This window comes from Curtobacterium sp. PhB137, assembly GCF_003814955.1.
In the GTDB taxonomy this organism is placed as follows: Bacteria; Actinomycetota; Actinomycetes; order Actinomycetales; family Microbacteriaceae; genus Curtobacterium.
On record NZ_RKQO01000007.1, the window covers coordinates 455,835 to 473,151 of the forward strand.

Here is a 17,317-nt window from a genome sequence, read left to right on the forward strand (position 1 = left end):
TCCGGCTTCAGAGCCGGCCGGTCGCCTTCGCGCGCAGGTAGGCATCGGCCACGAGCGGTGGGACGTCCTCCGGTGCGCCACGGACGACCTCGGCGCCGCTCCGGCGTGCGACGTCGGCGACGCCGTCGGCATCGAGCAGGGTGCGTTCGGCGGCGGCCCGCCGGTACACGTCGCGCTCCGCGCCGGTCGGGAGGCCCGGCACGCGTCCGCCCCGCGCCGTGCGGATCGTCGTGGCCGGGTCCACCCCGCCGCGTGCGGTCCGCTGCACCGCCGGGTCCTCGATGCTCGTCACCACGACGGCGTGCCGCCGGGTGAGCCGCGGCAGCACCGCCAGCAGGTCGCCGGAGGCACCGACCGAGTCGAGGCTCGACGCCAGCACGACGAGCGCCCGCGAGGTCGTGATCGAGTCGACGAGCGCCGGCACGGCAGACCAGTCGGTGGCGGCGAGCCCGGGTTCCGCCATCGCGAGGGCCTCCCCGAAGCGCTGGACCACGTCGGTGCGGGTCGCCCCGTGCACACGGTCGTGGACGGTGTCGTCGAGGACCGCCAGGTCGACCCGGTCGCCGGCGGCCGCGGCCAGGGCGCCGAGGAGCAGTGCGGACTCGATGAAGGTGTCGAGGCGCGGTTCGTCCGCGACCCTGCCGGCGCCGGCGCGTCCGGCGTCGACGACGACCACGACCCGCCGGTCGCGCTCCGGGCGCCAGGTGCGGACCACGAGGTCCTGCCGTCGGGCGGTCGCTCGCCAGTCGATCGAGCGGACGTCGTCGCCCCGGACGTAGTCGCGCAGCGAGTCGAACTCGGTGCCGTGGCCGCGGAGCTGCAGGGTGGTCTCGCCGTCGAGTTCGCGCAACCGGGCCAGCCGTGACGGCAGGTGCCGTCGCGAGCGGAACGGCGGCGTGACGACGAGTTCGCCCGGCGCCGTGACGACCCGCTGCCGGGCGGCGAGACCGAGCGGACCGAACGCCCGGACCGCCACGCCGGCCGTGCGGCGTCGACCGCGGCGGAACGGGGTGAACCGCATGCGGGCGGTCCGTCGTTCACCCGCGGGCACCGTCATCCGCACCCGGCGTGGCCGGTGTCCGGCCGAGGGCTCCCACATGTCGCGGACGATGCCCCGGAGCACCCGCCCGCCGTCGTTCGCGAGCACGAGCGTGCCGTCGGCGGTGCTGTCCCGACGGGCCAGTCGCGGCATCCGCCGTTCGACCCGCACGCGTGCCAGGTCGGCGGCGAGCAGGACGTCGAGGGCCGCGGCGAGCAGCACGACGACGACCCACGCCAGGCCGGCCCACCCGCTGGCGAGCAGCACGGTGGGCACGACGGCGACGGCGAGCAGCGCGACGAACCGGCCGGAGACCGCCACTAGATCGGCACCCGCACCTGCTCGAGCACCTGCTGGAGCACCCCGTCGGCGCCGACGCCCTCGAGCTCGGCGTCGGCGGCGACCCGGAGCCGGTGCCGCCAGACCGGCAGGGCCATCGCCTGCACGTGGTCGGGCGTGATGGCGTCGTAGCCGGTGAGCCACGCCCAGGCCTTCGCGGCGGCGAGCAGGGCCGTCGCACCGCGCGGGCTGACCCCGACCCGGACGGACGGTGCCTGACGGGTGGCACGGGCGAGGTCGACGATGTACGCCAGCACGTCGTCACGGGCACCGACGGCCCGGACGGCGCGCTGCGCGGCGAGGACCTCGTCGACGCCGACCACGGGGGTGATGCCCGCCGACCGGACGTCCCGCGGCACGAAGCCGTCGGCGTGCCGGCGGAGGACCTGCCACTCGACGTCGCGCGGCGGGATGTCGAGCGTCAGCTTCACCAGGAAGCGGTCGAGCTGCGCCTCGGGGAGCGTGTACGTGCCCTCGAACTCGATCGGGTTCATGGTCGCGGCGACGAAGAACGGGTCGGGCAGCAGCCGGGCGTCACCGTCCACGCTGACCTGGCGTTCCTCCATCGCCTCGAGCAGGGCGGACTGGGTCTTCGGGGGTGTGCGGTTCACCTCGTCGGCGAGCAGCACGTTGGTGAAGACGGGGCCCTCGCGGAACGGGAACGTGCCGGTGGAGGCGTCGTACACGAGCGAACCGGTCACGTCGCCGGGCATCAGGTCCGGCGTGAACTGGATCCGCTTCGTGTCGAGGGACATCGCGGCGGCCAGGCTGCGGACGAGCAGGGTCTTGGCGACGCCGGGCACGCCCTCGAGCAGCACGTGCCCCTGCGCCAGGAGTCCGACGATCATGCCGGACACCGCGCCCTCCTGCCCGACGACGGCCTTGGCGACCTCGGCCCGGACGCGCCCGAAGGCGTCGCGGAGCCCGGGGTCGTGCTGGTTCCGGTCGTGCTGGCTCCGATCGTGCGGGGAGCGGTCGCCCGGTGCGGGGACGTGCTGGTCGGGGGCTGCTGGCAGGTCGGTCACGGTCGTGCTCCTGGTCGGTCGTGGTCGGTGCTGGGACGGTCGCCCGAGGCGGATCGTCGGACGGCCCGTTCGAGGTCGTCGAGTGCCCTCGTGCCCTCGACGAGGGCGCGGTCGTCGGTGGTCGGACCGCCGACGAGGACGGCGCCGACGCGGTCGTGGGGGATGCCGGTCGCGCGGGCTGCGGCGCGGACGACGTCGTCGACGTGCGCGGAGCGGGGGAGTCCGAGCAGCCGACCGATCCGGCGCACCGCGGCGACGCGGAGGGTGTCCAGGGCGTGGGTGCGGTCGTGGGTGCGGGCGTACATCCGGGCCCGGCCCTCGGTGGTCTCGGCGGCGCGGACCACGACGGGCATCCGTTCGACGACGAGCGGCCCGAGGCGGCGGCCGCGCCACACCGCGGCGGCGACGGCGACCAGGGCGAGCAGCGCGATGCCGCTCGGCACCCACGGCGGCGCCAGCTCGCCGAGCGTCGGGGCCGCGTCGGGTGCGCCGACGGTCGGCGTGTACCAGGTGAGGCGGTCGTCAGCCCCGAGCAGCCCGAGGGCGAGCGCGGCGTTCCCGGCGGTCGTGATCGTGTCGTTGCGGAACGCCGAGGTGGTGCCGACCAGGGTGACGTCACCGCCGGGCGTCGCCGCGCGGACGAGTCCCCAGGCCCGGTCGTCGCCGCTGCCGGACGGCGCGCACCGGTCCGCGTCGGGGTCGTCCACCGTGTAGCCGTACCCGTCGGTGGACACCCGCGCTGCCGATGCCGCGGCCGGGATCGCACACGACGCGGTCGACACGGTGTCGCCGCCCCCGGGCGCCGTCGCCGTCGTGACGTCGAGCCCGAAGGACGTGAACGGCGTGGAGTCGACACCCACCAGGACCACGTGCTCCGCGGTCCGGGCGATGCGCTCGGCGACCGCGGGGTCGAGGACCCCGTCGGAGTCGTCGACGAACACCGTGCCGCCGTCGATCCCGTCCGCACGGTCGGTGACCCGGACGGAGGTGCCCCGCTGCTCCAGGACACGGACCAGCGCAGCCGATCCGCTCGCCGTGGTGGACGTCGGGTCGAGCGGCCGGCGGTCCGGGCCCTCGGCGCCCTGGACCACGGCGGTGAGCACGGCGAGCACGAGTCCGACGACCACGATCGCGGCCCAGAAGCCGAACCGGAACCGGCGGCCCTCTGGCTGGTCCTCCGACGGCGCACCCGTGCGCGGCGCAGCGGCGGTGGCGGTGCTGGCGGTCATGCCGGTACCACCGGCCCCGAGGACCTGGCCGGACGAGCCTGGCGCACGGCACGCTCGGTGTCGAGGACCCGGCGAGCGGTGCCCTCGTCGGCGTCGAGCCCGAGGTAGCGGACGGCGTCGAAGGCCGTCGCGGCGTCGTCGAGCGCCGCGGCCTCGGCGGGGAAGGGCACGGCTGCGCGGGCGGCGATGGTGCGTGCGGTGGCCCCGGGGACGTCCGGGACCAGGTCGCGCTCGCCGAGGCCGCGGGCGGTCGCACGGAAGCCGTCGAGGACCGCGGCCGACCAGTCGCCCCGGCGGATCGCGGACTGTGCGGCGTCGAGCAGTTCCCGGGCTGACCGGAGGTCGTCGTCGTCGAACACCCCGCCGGCGTCGTCCGCGCCGCTGCGTGCACGACGTCGGGGGAGCCCGCGGGCCACGACGACGAGCACGACGACGGCGACGAGCACCACGATGGCGATCACGAGGGCCGTGCGGGCCGCGACGGGGGAGTCGAGTCCGTCGGCGCGGAGCGACCCGAGCCAGTCCAGGAACGTCCGTGACGCCCGGTCCCACCAGGTCACGTGCGCGCCGTCGTACGCGGGCCGGTCGAGTTCGCGTTCGAGCAGACGGCGGGCCTCGTCGGGGTCGACCGCGGTCATGCGGTCCCGTCCGGCGGGCGGTGCTGCCCCTGCTGCGGCGGGTGTTGCGGCCACGGTTGCTGCGGTCCGGGCCAGGGCTGCTGCGCCTGCTGCTGTCCGGGCCACGCCTGCGGGGGCTGTCCGGGCCACTGCTGCGGCTGCTGCTGCGCCCACGGCTGCTGCTGCCCGGCCCACTGCTGCGGCGGCCACGGCGGTCGGGAGACCGGCGCGGACGGTGCGAACGGGTCGGCCGGCTGCCCGGTGTCGAGGTGCGACGCGATGCGCTGGTCGAGGGCCTCGGTCCGGATCCGCCGGTCGATGTTCAGGAAGGTGACGACCGCCGCGCTCAGCACGTCGGTGACGCACTGCACCGCGATCGCGAGCAGGCTGCCGATGACGATCAGGACGAGGGCGCCCGCACCGATGCCCGAGGACGCGTCGGTCTGCCCGAGCGGGTCGAACACCCCGCCGACGAGCACGGCCCCGATGGTGAGCGGCGCCGTGGCGATCGAGGCCGCGACGCCGAACATCACCTGCACGAGCAGCAGGATGCCGAAGGTCCGCCAGAACGCACCGCGAGTGAGTCGCCACGACTGCGCGGCGGCGGCGAAGATCGGTCGGCCCTCGAGCGCGATGGTCGGCACGGTGAAGGCGAAGCGGATGCCGAGCCACGTCAGCACGACACCGAAGCCGAGGACCATCACGAAGACCGCCAGGACGAACCACCCGGCGCCGGCGTCCCCGGCACCGAGCGCCGCGAAGAACGCGACGAAGACCACCGCGACGATGATCCCGACGACGAGCCCCGCGCCGATCTGCACGAACATCCACCCGACGACCGGCCACCGCCGCCCGGCGAGCAACGCCCAGAGACCCCGGAAGGTCGCGCGACGGCCGAGCACCCGCTGGCCGGTGTCCGCGGCGACCGGTGCCACCAGGAAGCCGCGCCCGAGGTACGCCAGGAACGGCAGGCCGATCGTCAGCAGGATCCACAGCGTCACCGAGCCCGCGACGATCGTGTCGCCGCCACCGCTGCCGTCGAACGCCGTCATCATCCGCGACTGCAGCGCCTGCTGGCCGAACGTGCTGACGAGCGTGGAGAGCAGCCCGAGCACGCCGCTCAGCAGCACGCTCCAGAGCAGCAGGACGCGGGCGTTGCGGCGGAAGACCGTGAAGGCGCCGCCGAGCACGTCACCGAACCCCAGCGGGCGCAGGGGGATCACCGGACGCGAGCCGGACGGCGCACGACCGCCGGGGGGTCGACCCGGCCCCGGGGCGGGCGGCGGCGGCGCGGAGAAGCGGGGCGGGCCTCCCGGCTGTCCCTGCCACGCGCCCTGCTGCCCGGCGCCCTGCTGCCCGGCACCCTGCTGCCCGGCCCCCTGCTGACCACCGCCAGGCGTCTGCCAATCGGACATGACCTCGGCCCCCTTCGTCGTGTCGGTCCGCGCTGCGACGCGCGGTCCACCTCCATCCTGGCGGAAAACGCCGCGTGACGGGGCCTCGGCTATCGTGTGGGGACACGTGCCGACCCGGCACCACCCGCACGCCACACGGAGTCCACATCACATGACACCGCGCATCCTCGTCGTCGACGACGACCAGGCCCTCGCCGAGATGATCGGCATCGTCCTCCGGTCGGAGGGCTACGAACCCGAGTTCAGCGCTGACGGCAACGACGCCGTCGACGCGTTCCACAGCACGAAGCCGGACCTCGTCCTGCTCGACGTGATGCTCCCGGGCATCGACGGCATCGAGGTCTGCAAGCGCATCCGTGCCGAGAGCGGCACGCCGATCATCATGCTCACCGCCAAGAGCGACACCGCCGACGTCGTCCTCGGCCTCGAGAACGGTGCCGACGACTACGTCGTCAAGCCGTTCAACCCGAAGGAGCTCGTCGCCCGCATCCGCACGCGGCTGCGGCCGAGCGCCACCGACGCCACGGTGCTGCACGTCGGTGACGTGACGGTCGACGTCGCCGGGCACGAGGTCCGCCGCGGCGACACCGTCATCGCGCTCACCCCGCTCGAGTTCGACCTGCTCCGCGCGCTCGCCGAGAAGCCGAACCAGGTCTTCACCCGCGAGATGCTGCTCGAGCAGGTCTGGGGCTACCACTACAAGGCCGACACCCGCCTGGTGAACGTGCACGTCCAGCGCCTGCGCGCGAAGATCGAGCACGACCCGGACAACCCGAAGACCGTCACCACGGTCCGCGGCGTCGGGTACCGGGCCGGAGGAGCCTGACCACCGTGCCGCCCGCCCCGCCCGCCGGCACCACTCCCGGCACGGCAGCCGGTGCCGCCCCCGGCACGGCCACAGTGTCGATCGGGGTGGTCGGCCGCGGCCGACGACGGATGCGCCGCTGGGTCCGCCGTGGCTGGCGGCCCGTCGCGTACGTGTGGCGTCGGTCCCTGATGTTCCGCTCGGTCGCCATCACCGTGATGACGACCGGACTGGCGGTCGGGATCATCGGCACCGCCGTCATGGTGAGCATCTCGACGAACGTCTACTCGCAGCGCCGCGACCAGATCGAGTCCGAGTCGGCCCGCGCGACCATCGTCGCGCAGGGGATCTTCGACGCCGCCACCGCGGCCGAGGACAACAACCAGTCCGAGCTCGAGACGCTGCAGAACGAGGCGCAGCAGGCGATCCTGTCGAACACGACGAGCCCCGGCGGCACGAGCATCGCGATCGAGCGGAGCCCGGACCAGTCCACCCCGCAGACGCTGCAGACCATCGCGAGCCAGGACTTCCCGGACGCCGTCATCACGGACGCCCTGCGCAAGGAGGTCGGCGCGAACACCGGCAAGCTCAGCCTGCAGCCGGTGCAGCTCGACGACGACGGCCGCCGCGTGCCCGGGTTGGCCGTCGGCTCCACGCTGCAGATCCCGAGTGCCGGCCAGTACGAGCTGTACCTGGTCTACGACCTGTCCGATGCCCAGCAGACCCTGGACTTCGTGTCGCAGACGCTCTCGATCGGCGGCGTCGCGCTCATGGTGCTCATCGCCCTGGTGACGTCGCTCGTCGTCCGGCTGGTCGTGGTCCCGATCCGCGAGGCGGCGGAGACGAGCCGCAAGATCGCCGCCGGACGCCTCGACGAACGCATCCCGGTGCGCGGCCAGGACGACCTGGCGACCCTCGCGCGGAGCTTCAACGGCATGGCCGAGGCCGTCAGCCGGCAGATCACCCAGCTCGCCGAGCTCTCCCGCGTGCAGCAGCGCTTCGTGTCCGACGTGTCCCACGAGCTGCGCACGCCGCTCACCACCATCCGGCTCGCCGGCGACATGCTCTTCGACTCGCGGCACGCGTTCGAGCCGTCGGTCGGGCGCTCGGCCGAGCTGCTGCACGCCCAGGTGGAGCGGTTCGAGCTGCTGCTCGCCGACCTGCTCGAGATCTCCCGCTACGACGCGCAGGCCGTGCAGCTCGACACCGAGCCGTCGGTGCCGGCGGCGCTCGCCGCGGACATCGTCGAGGAGTTCCGCCCCCTGGCCGAACGCGCCGGCATCGACCTGCAGCTCGCCACGCCCGGCGGCCACACCACGATGCGACTCGACGCCAAGCGCGTCCGCCGCATCCTGCGCAACCTGGTCGGCAACGCGATCGAGCACGGCGACGCCAAGCCCGTCCAGGTCGTCGTCGACAGCGACGCCCGCACGGTCGCCATCGCGGTGCGCGACCAGGGCGTCGGGATGCCGCCGGAGGACGCAGCACGGGTGTTCGACCGGTTCTGGCGTGCCGACCCGAGCCGCAAGCGCACCATCGGCGGCACCGGCCTGGGTCTCGCGATCAGCCTGGGCGACGCGAAGCTGCACGGTGGTCGGATCGACGTGTGGTCCCGCCCCGGTCAGGGGTCGACCTTCGTGCTGACCCTGCCCCGCAACGAACAGGTCACCGCCGCGACGTCGGCGATCCCGCTGCCCGAGCTCGACGAGTCGTACGACGGCCCCCGTGCCGTGCGAGAGGAGTCCTGATGCGCCCCCGTCTCCGTCCCCGCTTCCGGCACGTCGTCGCCGCGGCACTGGCGGCCGTCAGTGTGCTGGCGCTCACCGCCTGCGCCGCCATCCCCGTCGACGGCGCCGTCCGCACCGGGCAGACGATCAAGGACGAGTCGCTCTCCGGCGTCGACTTCCGGCCGGACAAGCCGATCACCGGCTCCGACCAGACGGCGATCCTGCGCGGGTTCATCGCGGCGGCCACCGGTGCGCAGGACAACTACGCCATCGCCCGGCAGTTCCTCGCCTCGGACTTCTCGCAGCAGTGGAACCCGCGGCAGGGCGTCACGATCCGCGACGGCAGCGGCACCGTCGAGCGCGCCGACGACCGCGAGCTGACGTACACGCTCACCGCGAGCGCGACGGTGGACTCCGAGGGGGAGTACACCCAGGCGGTCCGCCCGACCTCGTCCACCCTGACGTTCCAGTTCACCCGCGAGGACGGCGAGTGGCGCATCGCCTACGCCCCGGACGGCATCATCCTGTCCCCGGTGAGCTTCGACTCCGTCTTCCAGCAGCACGCCCTGTACTTCTACGACCCGACGTTCCGGTTCCTCGTGCCCGACGAGCGCTGGTTCCTCGCCCGCTCGTCCACCAGCACCCGCATCGCCAGCGCCCTGATGGCCGGTCCCGCCGACTGGCTGAAGGGCGCCGTGGTCTCGTCGTTCCCCGAGGGCACCCAGCTCTCCCTGAACGCGGTCACCATCGACAGCGGCACGGCACTCGTCGACCTGTCCAGCGACGCCCTGCGCGCCAGCACCGTCGACCGCGTCCGGATGCGCGAGCAGCTGAGCAAGTCGCTCGCCTCGGTCGCCACCATCTCGTCGGTGTCGATGACCATCGAGGGCGCGAGCCTGTCCGTCCCCGACTCGAGCGGGGCGAACGCGCAGCAGAACCCGGACGTCGACCCCCGCCCCCTCGTCGACGAGGACGGTGTGGTCGGCTACGCGGCCACGGGAACCGGCAAGGTCTCGAAGCTCGGCGGCGGCGTCGGCGACACCGTGGCCGGCCTCGACCCGACCTCGATCTCGCTGTCCGCCTCCGGCACCACGGCCGCCGTCGGCAACCGCGACGGTGCCGTCGTCGTCCGCGGCGACGACCACCTGCGCGTCGACGCCCGCGAGGACCTCGTCGCCCCCGCGATCGACGACCTCGGGTTCGTCTGGGTCGGCCAGTCGTCGGACACCCGCCGGATCACCGCCTACGGCCTCGGCGGCGACCCGCACCAGGTCGCGACGTCGTTGCCGCGCGGCGACCTCGTGTCGTTCCAGGTCTCCCGCGACTCGACCCGGGCACTCGCCCTGATCCAGACCGCCGACGGCCCCGGCCTGTACGTGATGGCGATCATCCGCGGGTCCGACCGGTCCCCGACGTCGTTCGGCGCAGCCGTCCGGGTGCAGGCGGCCACCGGCGACGCGGTCGGGGCGACGTGGGTGAACGACACCGACGTGGCGTCGGTCGGGCAGACCACGGCCGGGCCGAACGTCGTCCGGACCACCATCGGCGGGCAGTCGAGCACCCTGCCGAAGCCGGACGGTCGCGCGACCTCGATCAGCGGCGGGAGCGGTGGTGCCCTGCTGCTCCGAATGTCGAGCGGGTCGGTGCTGCAGTCCACCGGCGGCGGTTGGGACACCACCGGCGTGACCGCGGACGTGCTCGGCGTCCAGCGCTGACGTCGCGGTCACCCCTCCACACCCACCCCGGCCGGGAGGCCCGTCCACCGTCCGCACCATCGGCCCACGCCCGCCGTCCGGTCGCCACCACACTCGTCGCATGCGCACCGAGGATCTGCTCACGCCGTGGCGCGACGCGGTGCTCGCGGTGCTCGGCCTGTTCCTGCCGGTGGACTGCCTGGGCTGCGGACGGCCGGACCGTGCGCTCTGCCGGGCCTGCCGCGCCGCCCTGGTCGCGTGCCCGCGCCGGGTCCGACTCGTCGCGGGCGTGCGGCTCGACGCCGCCTTCGAGTACGAGGGACTCGTCCGGACCCTGCTGCTCGAGCTGAAGCTCCGCGGTCGGGTGGACGTCGCACGACCGCTCGGCGCTCGCTTCGGCTCGCTCGTGCGTGCCGCGCTCGCCGAGGCACCCGTGGACACCGTCGTGCTGCGGGTCCCGCCGTCGCGGGCGGGGGCACGGCGTCGGGGGTTCGACCCCGTGGTGCTGCTGCTCGCCCGCGGCGGCGTCCGTGGCACCGGGCGGCTCCGACGGGTGCGGGTCCGGGGTGGACCGGCGAGCGGGGGGCCGGGCCAGAAGGAGCGGACGGCGATCGAGCGGGTCGCCGCGACCGTCGGCACGCTGCGGGCGTGCGGGGTCGACGGGCGGGACGTGGTGCTGGTGGACGACGTCGTGACGACCGGCGTCACGATGGCCGAGGGGGTGCGGGCGGTCCGCGCCGCGGGCGGCCGGGTCGTCCGGTGCGTGGCCGTCGCGAGCGTCGAGGACTGACGGCTCGGTGAACACCGGGTGACCGCTGTGCGTCCGGTGGGTGTCCGGCAGACTCGCCGACGCACCGTGACGCGGGACCTGCGGCGGGTCTAGCCTCGCGGCAAGGCGTTCGGGTTCGCCGGATGGAGGCGACGCGCCGAAGCTCGATGGGAGCCGCGACATGGACGTGACGATCACAGGCCGGAACGTCGGGGTCACCGACCGATTCCGCACCTACGTCGAACAGAAGTCCGAGAAGATCGACGTGCTCGCTGACCGTGCGCTCGCCTTCGAGGTGCGCATCAGCCGCCACCACGAGAAGTCGGGCGGCAGCCAGGGCGAGGACCGCATCGAGCTGACGCTCATCGGTCCCGGGCCCCTCGTGCGGGCGGAGTCCGCGGCGTCCGACAAGTACGCCGCCTTCGACCTCGCCTTCGCCCGCATCATGGAACGGCTGCGTCGTGCTCGTGACCGGCGCAAGGTGCACCGTGGTCGTCACCGCCCGACCTCGGTGGCCGAGGCCGCAGGCAGTGGCTTCGACGGCATGGGGGTGGTCCCCGCTGACGGCCGCCTCATCGAGGACGTCGCCACCGGCGCGGTCACGGTCGTCGACGCCGACGCACCGGAGGACGAGGACGACGAGGTCTACAGCCCCGTGGTCATCCGGCACAAGGTCTTCGAGGCCGCCCCGATGACCGTCGACGACGCCCTGTACTTCATGGAGCTCGTCGGACACGACTTCTACCTGTTCGTGGACGCCGAGACCCACCGCCCGAGCGTCGTCTACCGACGCAAGGGCTGGGACTACGGCGTGATCGGCATCGACGACCAGACCGGTGCCGCGGCATCGGTGGACGTCGAGCCGGCCGCCGCGCTCGCCTGACGCGATCGCTGCGGACACCGTCCGACCCGTGTGTGCGCGGTCCGTTCGCGGGCCGCGCACACCGCTGCCCCCACACCGACGCCCCTCACAGCGCACGGCACCGGGGGGTTGCTAGCATGACTGGTCGATCGGGCGCGCAGGTCGCGCACGACGACCCCGTAAGGAGCTCACGTGGCAAACGTGCTGGAGAAGGTCCTCCGCATCGGCGAAGGACGCACCGTCCGCCGGCTGAAGGCGTACGCCTCGGCGATCAACGACCTCGAGGACGACTTCTCGAGCCTCACCGACGAGGAACTCCAGGACGAGACGAAGGAGCTGCGCGAGCGGTACGCCAACGGCGAGACCCTCGACGACCTGCTCCCCGAGGCGTTCGCCGCCGTGCGGGAAGCAGCGAAGCGCACCCTCGGCATGCGGCACTTCGACGTGCAGCTCATGGGCGGGGCGGCCCTGCACCTCGGCAACATCGCCGAGATGAAGACCGGTGAGGGCAAGACCCTCGTCGCGACGACGGCGGCGTACCTCAACGCGATCCCGTCGCGTGGCGTGCACGTCATCACGGTCAACGACTACCTGGCGTCGTACCAGTCCGAGATCATGGGTCGCGTCTTCCGCGCCCTCGGCATGACGACCGGCTGCATCATCGCCAACCAGACGCCGGCCGAGCGCCGCGAGCAGTACGCGGCGGACATCACCTACGGCACGAACAACGAGTTCGGCTTCGACTACCTGCGCGACAACATGGCGTGGCAGGCCTCCGACATGGTGCAGCGCGGCCACTTCTTCGCCGTCGTCGACGAGGTCGACTCGATCCTCATCGACGAGGCCCGCACGCCGCTCATCATCTCCGGCCCGTCCTCGGGCGAGGCCAACCGGTGGTTCACGGAGTTCGCCTCGATCGCCAAGCGCCTCACGCCGGGCGAGGACTACGAGGTCGACGAGAAGAAGCGCACCGTCGGCGTGCTCGAGCCCGGCATCGAGAAGGTCGAGGACTACCTCGGCATCGACAACCTGTACGAGTCGGCGAACACCCCGCTCATCTCGTTCCTCAACAACTCCATCAAGGCCGTCGCCCTGTTCAAGCGCGACAAGGACTACGTCGTGATGAACGGCGAGGTGCTCATCGTCGACGAGCACACCGGCCGCATCCTGATGGGCCGTCGCTACAACGAGGGCATCCACCAGGCGATCGAGGCGAAGGAGAACGTCGAGGTCAAGGCGGAGAACCAGACCCTCGCCACGGTCACGCTGCAGAACTACTTCCGGCTGTACCAGAAGCTCTCCGGCATGACCGGTACCGCCGAGACCGAAGCGGCCGAGTTCATGTCGACCTACAAGCTCGGCGTGGTCCCGATCCCGACGAACAAGCCGATGCAGCGCATCGACCAGACCGACCTGGTCTACAAGAACGAGAAGTCCAAGTTCGAGCAGGTCGCCGAGGACATCGCCGAGCGCCACGAGCAGGGCCAGCCCGTCCTCGTCGGCACCACGAGCGTCGAGAAGTCCGAGTACCTGTCGAAGCTCCTCGCCAAGAAGGGCGTGAAGCACGAGGTCCTCAACGCGAAGAACCACGCGCGTGAAGCCGCGATCGTCGCCCAGGCCGGTCGCCTCGGCGCCGTCACCGTCGCGACGAACATGGCCGGCCGAGGCACCGACATCATGCTCGGCGGCAACTCCGAGTTCCTGGCGGTGCAGGAGATGCACGCCAAGGGCCTGTCGCCGACCGAGACCCCCGACGAGTACGAAGCCGAGTGGGACGAGGTCTTCGCCCGCGTCAAGGCCGAGGTCGAGGTCGAGGGCGACAAGGTCCGCGAGGCCGGTGGGCTCTACGTCCTCGGCACCGAGCGCCACGAGTCGCGCCGCATCGACAACCAGCTGCGTGGTCGTTCCGGCCGTCAGGGTGACCCGGGCGAGAGCCGCTTCTACCTGTCGCTCACCGACGACCTCATGCGCCTGTTCAACTCCGGTGCCGCCGAGAGCCTCATGGGCCGCTCGAACGTGCCGGACGACCTGGCGATCGAGAACAAGCTCGTCGGCCGCGCGATCCGTTCCGCCCAGGCGCAGGTCGAGGGCCGGAACGCCGAGATCCGCAAGAACGTCCTGAAGTACGACGACGTCCTGAACCGGCAGCGCGAGGCGATCTACAGCGACCGCCGCCACATCCTCGAGGGCGACGACCTGCACGACCGCGCGCAGTCGTTCCTCAAGGCCGTCATCGACGACGTGATCGACACCCACACCGGTGAGGGCTCGCCGGACGACTGGGACCTCGACGCCATGTGGACCGAGCTCGGCACGCTCTACCCGATCTCGATCTCCATCGACGAGGTCATCACCGAGGCCGGCTCGAAGGGCAAGGCGTCGCGGGACTTCCTCGGCCGCGAGATCCTCTCCGACGCCAAGCTTGCGTACTCCACGCGTGAGGAGCTCCTCGGCGACGAGGCGATGCGCGAACTCGAGCGTCGTGTCGTCCTGTCGGTGATCGACCGCCGCTGGCGCGACCACCTGTACGAGATGGACTACCTCAAGGACGGCATCGGCCTCCGCGCGATGGCGCAGCGTGACCCGCTCGTCGAGTACCAGCGCGAGGGCTACGCGCTGTTCCAGACGATGATGGGCCAGATCCGCGAAGAGTCGGTCGGCTACCTGTTCAACCTCGAGGTCCAGGTGCAGTCCGACGGCGAGAACGCCGTCATCGAGGCCAAGGGTCTCGGCGAGGACGAGGTCTCCGGCCTCGAGTACTCGGCACCGTCGATCGACGGCGAGGTCGAGGTGCGCGACGAGAAGGGCCGCCTCGAGCAGGCCGCCACGGCGCGTGCGCAGCAGGCCCAGGCCGAGGCCGAGGCAGCTGCCGAGCCCGAGCAGGGCTCCGCGTTCGGCAACGCAGCCACGGCCTCCGGCCAGGCTGCCGCGGCCGGCAACCGTGCCGAGCGTCGTCAGGCGTCCAAGAAGTAGTCCGCGTGCGCGTGAGCGCATCGTGAGCAGCAATGGTCGGGTCCCGCGTCGGGACCCGACCATTGCTGCTCACCAGGCGCACCACGCGCGCCGACGGCGGACGGGAGGCCCGTGGCGACACCGCCACGGGCCTCCCGTCCGCGTCAGGCACCTACAGGACGCCGATCGCGGTGGCCCGCCACCTGCCGTCCCGCGTCTCCAACCGCATCGCCACGGCGCGTGCATGGCTGCGCGTGTGCACGACGACGGTCGCCTCGGCGACGCCGTCCGCCGGTCGGCAGACGAGCACGCTGCCGACCCGCAGCACCGCTCGGCTCCGCGACCGTCGGCGCACCGAGCGGGCGTGCGCGGCCACGGCTGCACGTTGCTGCAGGTGCCGGTGCACGTCGTCGGTGATCCAGCGGGCGATGCTGTCGACCTCGCGGGCCCCGGTCAGGACCTCGGCGACGCACAGTCCCAGGGCGCGTGCGGTGTCCGCCGGGTCCGGAGGGCCGCTCGCCGGTTCCTCGACCGGTTGCGGTTCGACGATCGTCAGTGGCGGCGAGTGTGCCGTCGTCGTCGTGTGGTCGATCCGGCGTGCCTGCTCCGCCACCCCTGCCCCTTCCGTTGCTGGAGCGAGCGTATGGGGCGTGCAACATGAGAAATACAAAGCTGCTGGGCCTGTGGAGAGGGCGACGTTCTCCACAAGTCGGCGCACCTAGACTGGCTGGGTGTCGACCCTCAGTGACCTCGTCCTCGCGCAAGGCCGTTCCTCCGAAGCCGACGTGGAGTGGCTCCACCTGCTCGTGGGGGACTGGCAGCTCCTCGCCGACCTGTCCTTCGCCGACATGGTGCTGTGGGTGCCGACTGCCGAGGACGGCTCGTTCGTCGCCGTGGCACACGCCCGACCGAGCTCCGCCGCCACACTGTTCTACCGCGACATCGTCGGCCAGGAGATCCGCGAGGAGTGGCGCGGTCAGGTGACCGAGAGCTTCGCCGGCGCCCGCGTCGTCGACTCCGCCGAGCCCGACTGGTACGAGGACACCCCCACCCGGGTCCGTGCGATCCCGGTGCTACGGCGCCTCAGTGCCAAGAGCGCAGAGACCACCGAGCGGCCGATCGCCGTCGTCACGCGGCACTCCAACCAGGACGAGATGCGGACGCCGAGCCGTCAGGAACTGAACTTCACCGCGAGTGCGAACGACCTGTTCGGCATGATCGCGACGGGCGACTTCCCGGACCTCGGCGCACCGGCCGGTCCGCGCCGCGGCGCCCCGCGCGCCAGTGACGGTCTGCTGCGCCTCGACACCGCCGGCATCGTGACGTTCGCCAGCCCGAACGGCCTGAGCGCCTTCAACCGGATGGGCTTCGAGGGAGAGCTCGAACGGAAGTCCCTCGCCGAGGTCACCACCGAGCTCATCGGCGCGCAGCTCGACGTCGACGAGTCCCTGCCCCTCGTCGTCACCGGTCGCGCTCCGTGGCGGGCTGACATCGAGTCGAAGGGCGTGACGGTGTCGCTGCGGTCGATCCCGCTCCGCGACCACGGCGACCGCATCGGTGCGATCGTGCTCTGCCGCGACGTGTCGGAGCTCCGGCACCAGGAGCGCGAGCTCATCACCAAGGACGCGACGATCCGCGAGATCCACCACCGCGTCAAGAACAACCTGCAGACGGTGGCGTCGTTGCTGCGCATCCAGGCTCGTCGGACGCACTCCGACGAGGCACGGACCTCGCTGCAGAACGCCATGCGCCGCGTGGCAGCCATCGCGGTCGTGCACGACACGCTGTCGAGCGGCCTGAGCCAGACGGTCGACTTCGACGACGTCTTCGACTCGGTGCTCAAGCTCGTCACCGAGGTCGCCGCGTCGCACAACACGACCGTGCACCCGAAGAAGACCGGCGAGTTCGGGGTGCTGCCGTCCGAGGCTGCCACGCCGCTCGCACTCGGGCTCACCGAGCTCGTCACGAACGCCGTCGAGCACGGGCTGGACGGCCGCGACGGCGAGGTCGAGATCGTCGCCCGCCGGTTCGACGACCACCTGGAGATCGAGGTCCGTGACAACGGCGTGGGTCTGCCCGAGGGGAAGGTCGGGTCGGGCCTCGGCACCCAGATCGTCCGCACGCTCATCCAGGGCGAGCTCGGCGGCACGATCGACTGGCACACCCTGACCGGCAGCGGCACCGAGGTGACGATCACCATCCCGTTCCGCTGGCTGACCGCTCCCGCCTAGCCCCCGCGCTGCGCCGCGCCGCGGGAGTTGTGCGTCGGGTCCGCGCCCGCTCGTGAGGTTCCGAGATCTGCGCATCTCGGCGTGCGATCGCGGTGTGTTGCGGAACCGCCGTGATCAACGCACGGCGTGTTGTGGAACCCCGAGGACCAGCGCACGGCGTGCCGCCCCGCCCCGCCCCGTGCCCTACGCGCACGACGACGCCCGCCGCCCCTGAAGGGACGACGGGCGTGGGTGTGTCCTGCGGGAACCGGCCCGGGTCAGGAAGCGCGGCGGGCGCGGGCGGCGCGACGCTTCAGCGCACGACGCTCGTCCTCGCTGAGGCCACCCCAGACACCGGAGTCCTGGTTGTTCTCGAGGGCGTACTGCAGGCACATCTCGGTGACCGTGCAGCGCGCACAGACCGACTTGGCCTTCTCGATCTGATCGACGGCGGGCCCGGTGTTCCCGACGGGGAAGAAGAGCTCGGGGTCCGCGGTGAGGCAAGCTGCCTTGTCACGCCAGTCCATGTGTGGTGCTCCTTGATGTCGATGCTCGAACGGCAGGCCGGGGCCGGGGTTCGGGGGATCGGAACGCTGACCATGCATGAGGCATGAGAGGACAACTGTGGGGAGGA

At 72.4% G+C, this 17,317-nt stretch carries 14 protein-coding genes; 7 read left to right on the forward strand and 7 right to left on the reverse strand.

Annotated features, from left to right (window positions below; all coding sequences use genetic code 11):
• Positions 1–7: 7 nt before the first annotated feature.
• From EDF28_RS14225 to EDF28_RS14245, 5 genes are read right to left on the reverse strand one after another with little or no spacing between them, the layout of a single operon-like run.
• Positions 8–1,360 (reverse strand): DUF58 domain-containing protein, encoded by a 1,353-nt coding sequence (locus EDF28_RS14225; protein ID WP_123292241.1) that lies wholly within the window; start codon positions 1,358–1,360, stop codon positions 8–10.
• The gene (locus EDF28_RS14230) at positions 1,360–2,403 is read right to left on the reverse strand and encodes a MoxR family ATPase (RefSeq protein WP_260155001.1); all 1,044 of its coding nucleotides are present in this window, start codon (positions 2,401–2,403) and stop codon (positions 1,360–1,362) included. Before EDF28_RS14230 ends, EDF28_RS14225 begins: the two co-directional genes overlap by 1 nt.
• The gene (locus EDF28_RS14235) at positions 2,400–3,632 is read right to left on the reverse strand and encodes a DUF4350 domain-containing protein (RefSeq protein WP_123938732.1); all 1,233 of its coding nucleotides are present in this window, start codon (positions 3,630–3,632) and stop codon (positions 2,400–2,402) included. The genes EDF28_RS14230 and EDF28_RS14235 overlap by 4 nt, the downstream gene beginning before the upstream one ends.
• Positions 3,629–4,270, reverse strand: coding sequence for a DUF4129 domain-containing protein (locus EDF28_RS14240; protein WP_123938733.1), 642 nt, complete (start codon positions 4,268–4,270; stop codon positions 3,629–3,631). The genes EDF28_RS14235 and EDF28_RS14240 overlap by 4 nt, the downstream gene beginning before the upstream one ends.
• On the reverse strand, positions 4,267–5,664 hold the full coding sequence (locus EDF28_RS14245; RefSeq protein ID WP_123938734.1) for a glycerophosphoryl diester phosphodiesterase membrane domain-containing protein: 1,398 nt from the start codon (positions 5,662–5,664) through the stop codon (positions 4,267–4,269). The genes EDF28_RS14240 and EDF28_RS14245 overlap by 4 nt, the downstream gene beginning before the upstream one ends.
• Before the next feature lie 151 nt (positions 5,665–5,815).
• On the opposite strand from EDF28_RS14245, the gene mtrA reads away from it, so the two are divergent.
• From mtrA to secA, 6 genes are all read left to right on the forward strand, one after another.
• Positions 5,816–6,490, forward strand: a complete 675-nt coding sequence (mtrA, locus tag EDF28_RS14250) for an MtrAB system response regulator MtrA (protein WP_123292246.1) — start codon at positions 5,816–5,818, stop codon at positions 6,488–6,490.
• A 5-nt stretch (positions 6,491–6,495) separates the two neighbouring features.
• A complete protein-coding gene (gene mtrB, locus EDF28_RS14255) occupies positions 6,496–8,217 on the forward strand; it encodes an MtrAB system histidine kinase MtrB (RefSeq protein ID WP_243649914.1) in 1,722 nt (573 codons plus the stop codon).
• On the forward strand, positions 8,217–9,911 hold the full coding sequence (locus tag EDF28_RS14260) for a GerMN domain-containing protein (protein WP_123292247.1): 1,695 nt from the start codon (positions 8,217–8,219) through the stop codon (positions 9,909–9,911). The genes mtrB and EDF28_RS14260 overlap by 1 nt, the downstream gene beginning before the upstream one ends.
• 100 nt (positions 9,912–10,011) lie before the next feature.
• On the forward strand, positions 10,012–10,680 hold the full coding sequence (locus EDF28_RS14265) for a ComF family protein (RefSeq protein ID WP_123938735.1): 669 nt from the start codon (positions 10,012–10,014) through the stop codon (positions 10,678–10,680).
• Between the two features lie 160 nt (positions 10,681–10,840).
• Entirely contained in the window at positions 10,841–11,542 is a 702-nt protein-coding gene (hpf, locus tag EDF28_RS14270) for a ribosome hibernation-promoting factor, HPF/YfiA family (protein ID WP_123938736.1), read from the forward strand.
• 171 nt (positions 11,543–11,713) lie between these two features.
• Positions 11,714–14,494, forward strand: a complete 2,781-nt coding sequence (gene secA / locus EDF28_RS14275) for a preprotein translocase subunit SecA (protein WP_123938737.1) — start codon at positions 11,714–11,716, stop codon at positions 14,492–14,494.
• 151 nt (positions 14,495–14,645) lie between these two features.
• Here the strand turns inward: secA and EDF28_RS14280 are convergent, their stop codons facing one another.
• Positions 14,646–15,086: an Rv3235 family protein gene (locus EDF28_RS14280; protein ID WP_123938738.1), complete on the reverse strand. Its 441-nt coding sequence runs from the start codon at positions 15,084–15,086 to the stop codon at positions 14,646–14,648.
• A 118-nt stretch (positions 15,087–15,204) separates the two neighbouring features.
• On the opposite strand from EDF28_RS14280, the gene EDF28_RS14285 reads away from it, so the two are divergent.
• Positions 15,205–16,704 (forward strand): sensor histidine kinase, encoded by a 1,500-nt coding sequence (locus tag EDF28_RS14285; RefSeq protein ID WP_111085963.1) that lies wholly within the window; start codon positions 15,205–15,207, stop codon positions 16,702–16,704.
• Positions 16,705–16,961: 257 nt separating this feature from the next.
• Here the strand turns inward: EDF28_RS14285 and EDF28_RS14290 are convergent, their stop codons facing one another.
• A complete protein-coding gene (locus tag EDF28_RS14290) occupies positions 16,962–17,210 on the reverse strand; it encodes a WhiB family transcriptional regulator (RefSeq protein WP_017888820.1) in 249 nt (82 codons plus the stop codon).
• Positions 17,211–17,317: the final 107 nt, after the last annotated feature.

Excerpts from the sequence above, each read along its gene's own strand:
- EDF28_RS14235 (WP_123938732.1), bottom strand. The coding sequence starts at position 3,632 with ATGACCGCCAGCACCGCCACCGCCGCTGCGCCGCGCACGGGTGCGCCG.
- EDF28_RS14260 (WP_123292247.1), top strand. The coding sequence starts at position 8,217 with ATGCGCCCCCGTCTCCGTCCCCGCTTCCGGCACGTCGTCGCCGCGGCA.
- mtrA (WP_123292246.1), top strand. The coding sequence starts at position 5,816 with ATGACACCGCGCATCCTCGTCGTCGACGACGACCAGGCCCTCGCCGAG.
- EDF28_RS14245 (WP_123938734.1), bottom strand. The coding sequence starts at position 5,664 with ATGTCCGATTGGCAGACGCCTGGCGGTGGTCAGCAGGGGGCCGGGCAG.
- EDF28_RS14265 (WP_123938735.1), top strand. The coding sequence starts at position 10,012 with ATGCGCACCGAGGATCTGCTCACGCCGTGGCGCGACGCGGTGCTCGCG.
- EDF28_RS14290 (WP_017888820.1), bottom strand. The coding sequence starts at position 17,210 with ATGGACTGGCGTGACAAGGCAGCTTGCCTCACCGCGGACCCCGAGCTC.
- EDF28_RS14240 (WP_123938733.1), bottom strand. The coding sequence starts at position 4,270 with ATGACCGCGGTCGACCCCGACGAGGCCCGCCGTCTGCTCGAACGCGAA.
- hpf (WP_123938736.1), top strand. The coding sequence starts at position 10,841 with ATGGACGTGACGATCACAGGCCGGAACGTCGGGGTCACCGACCGATTC.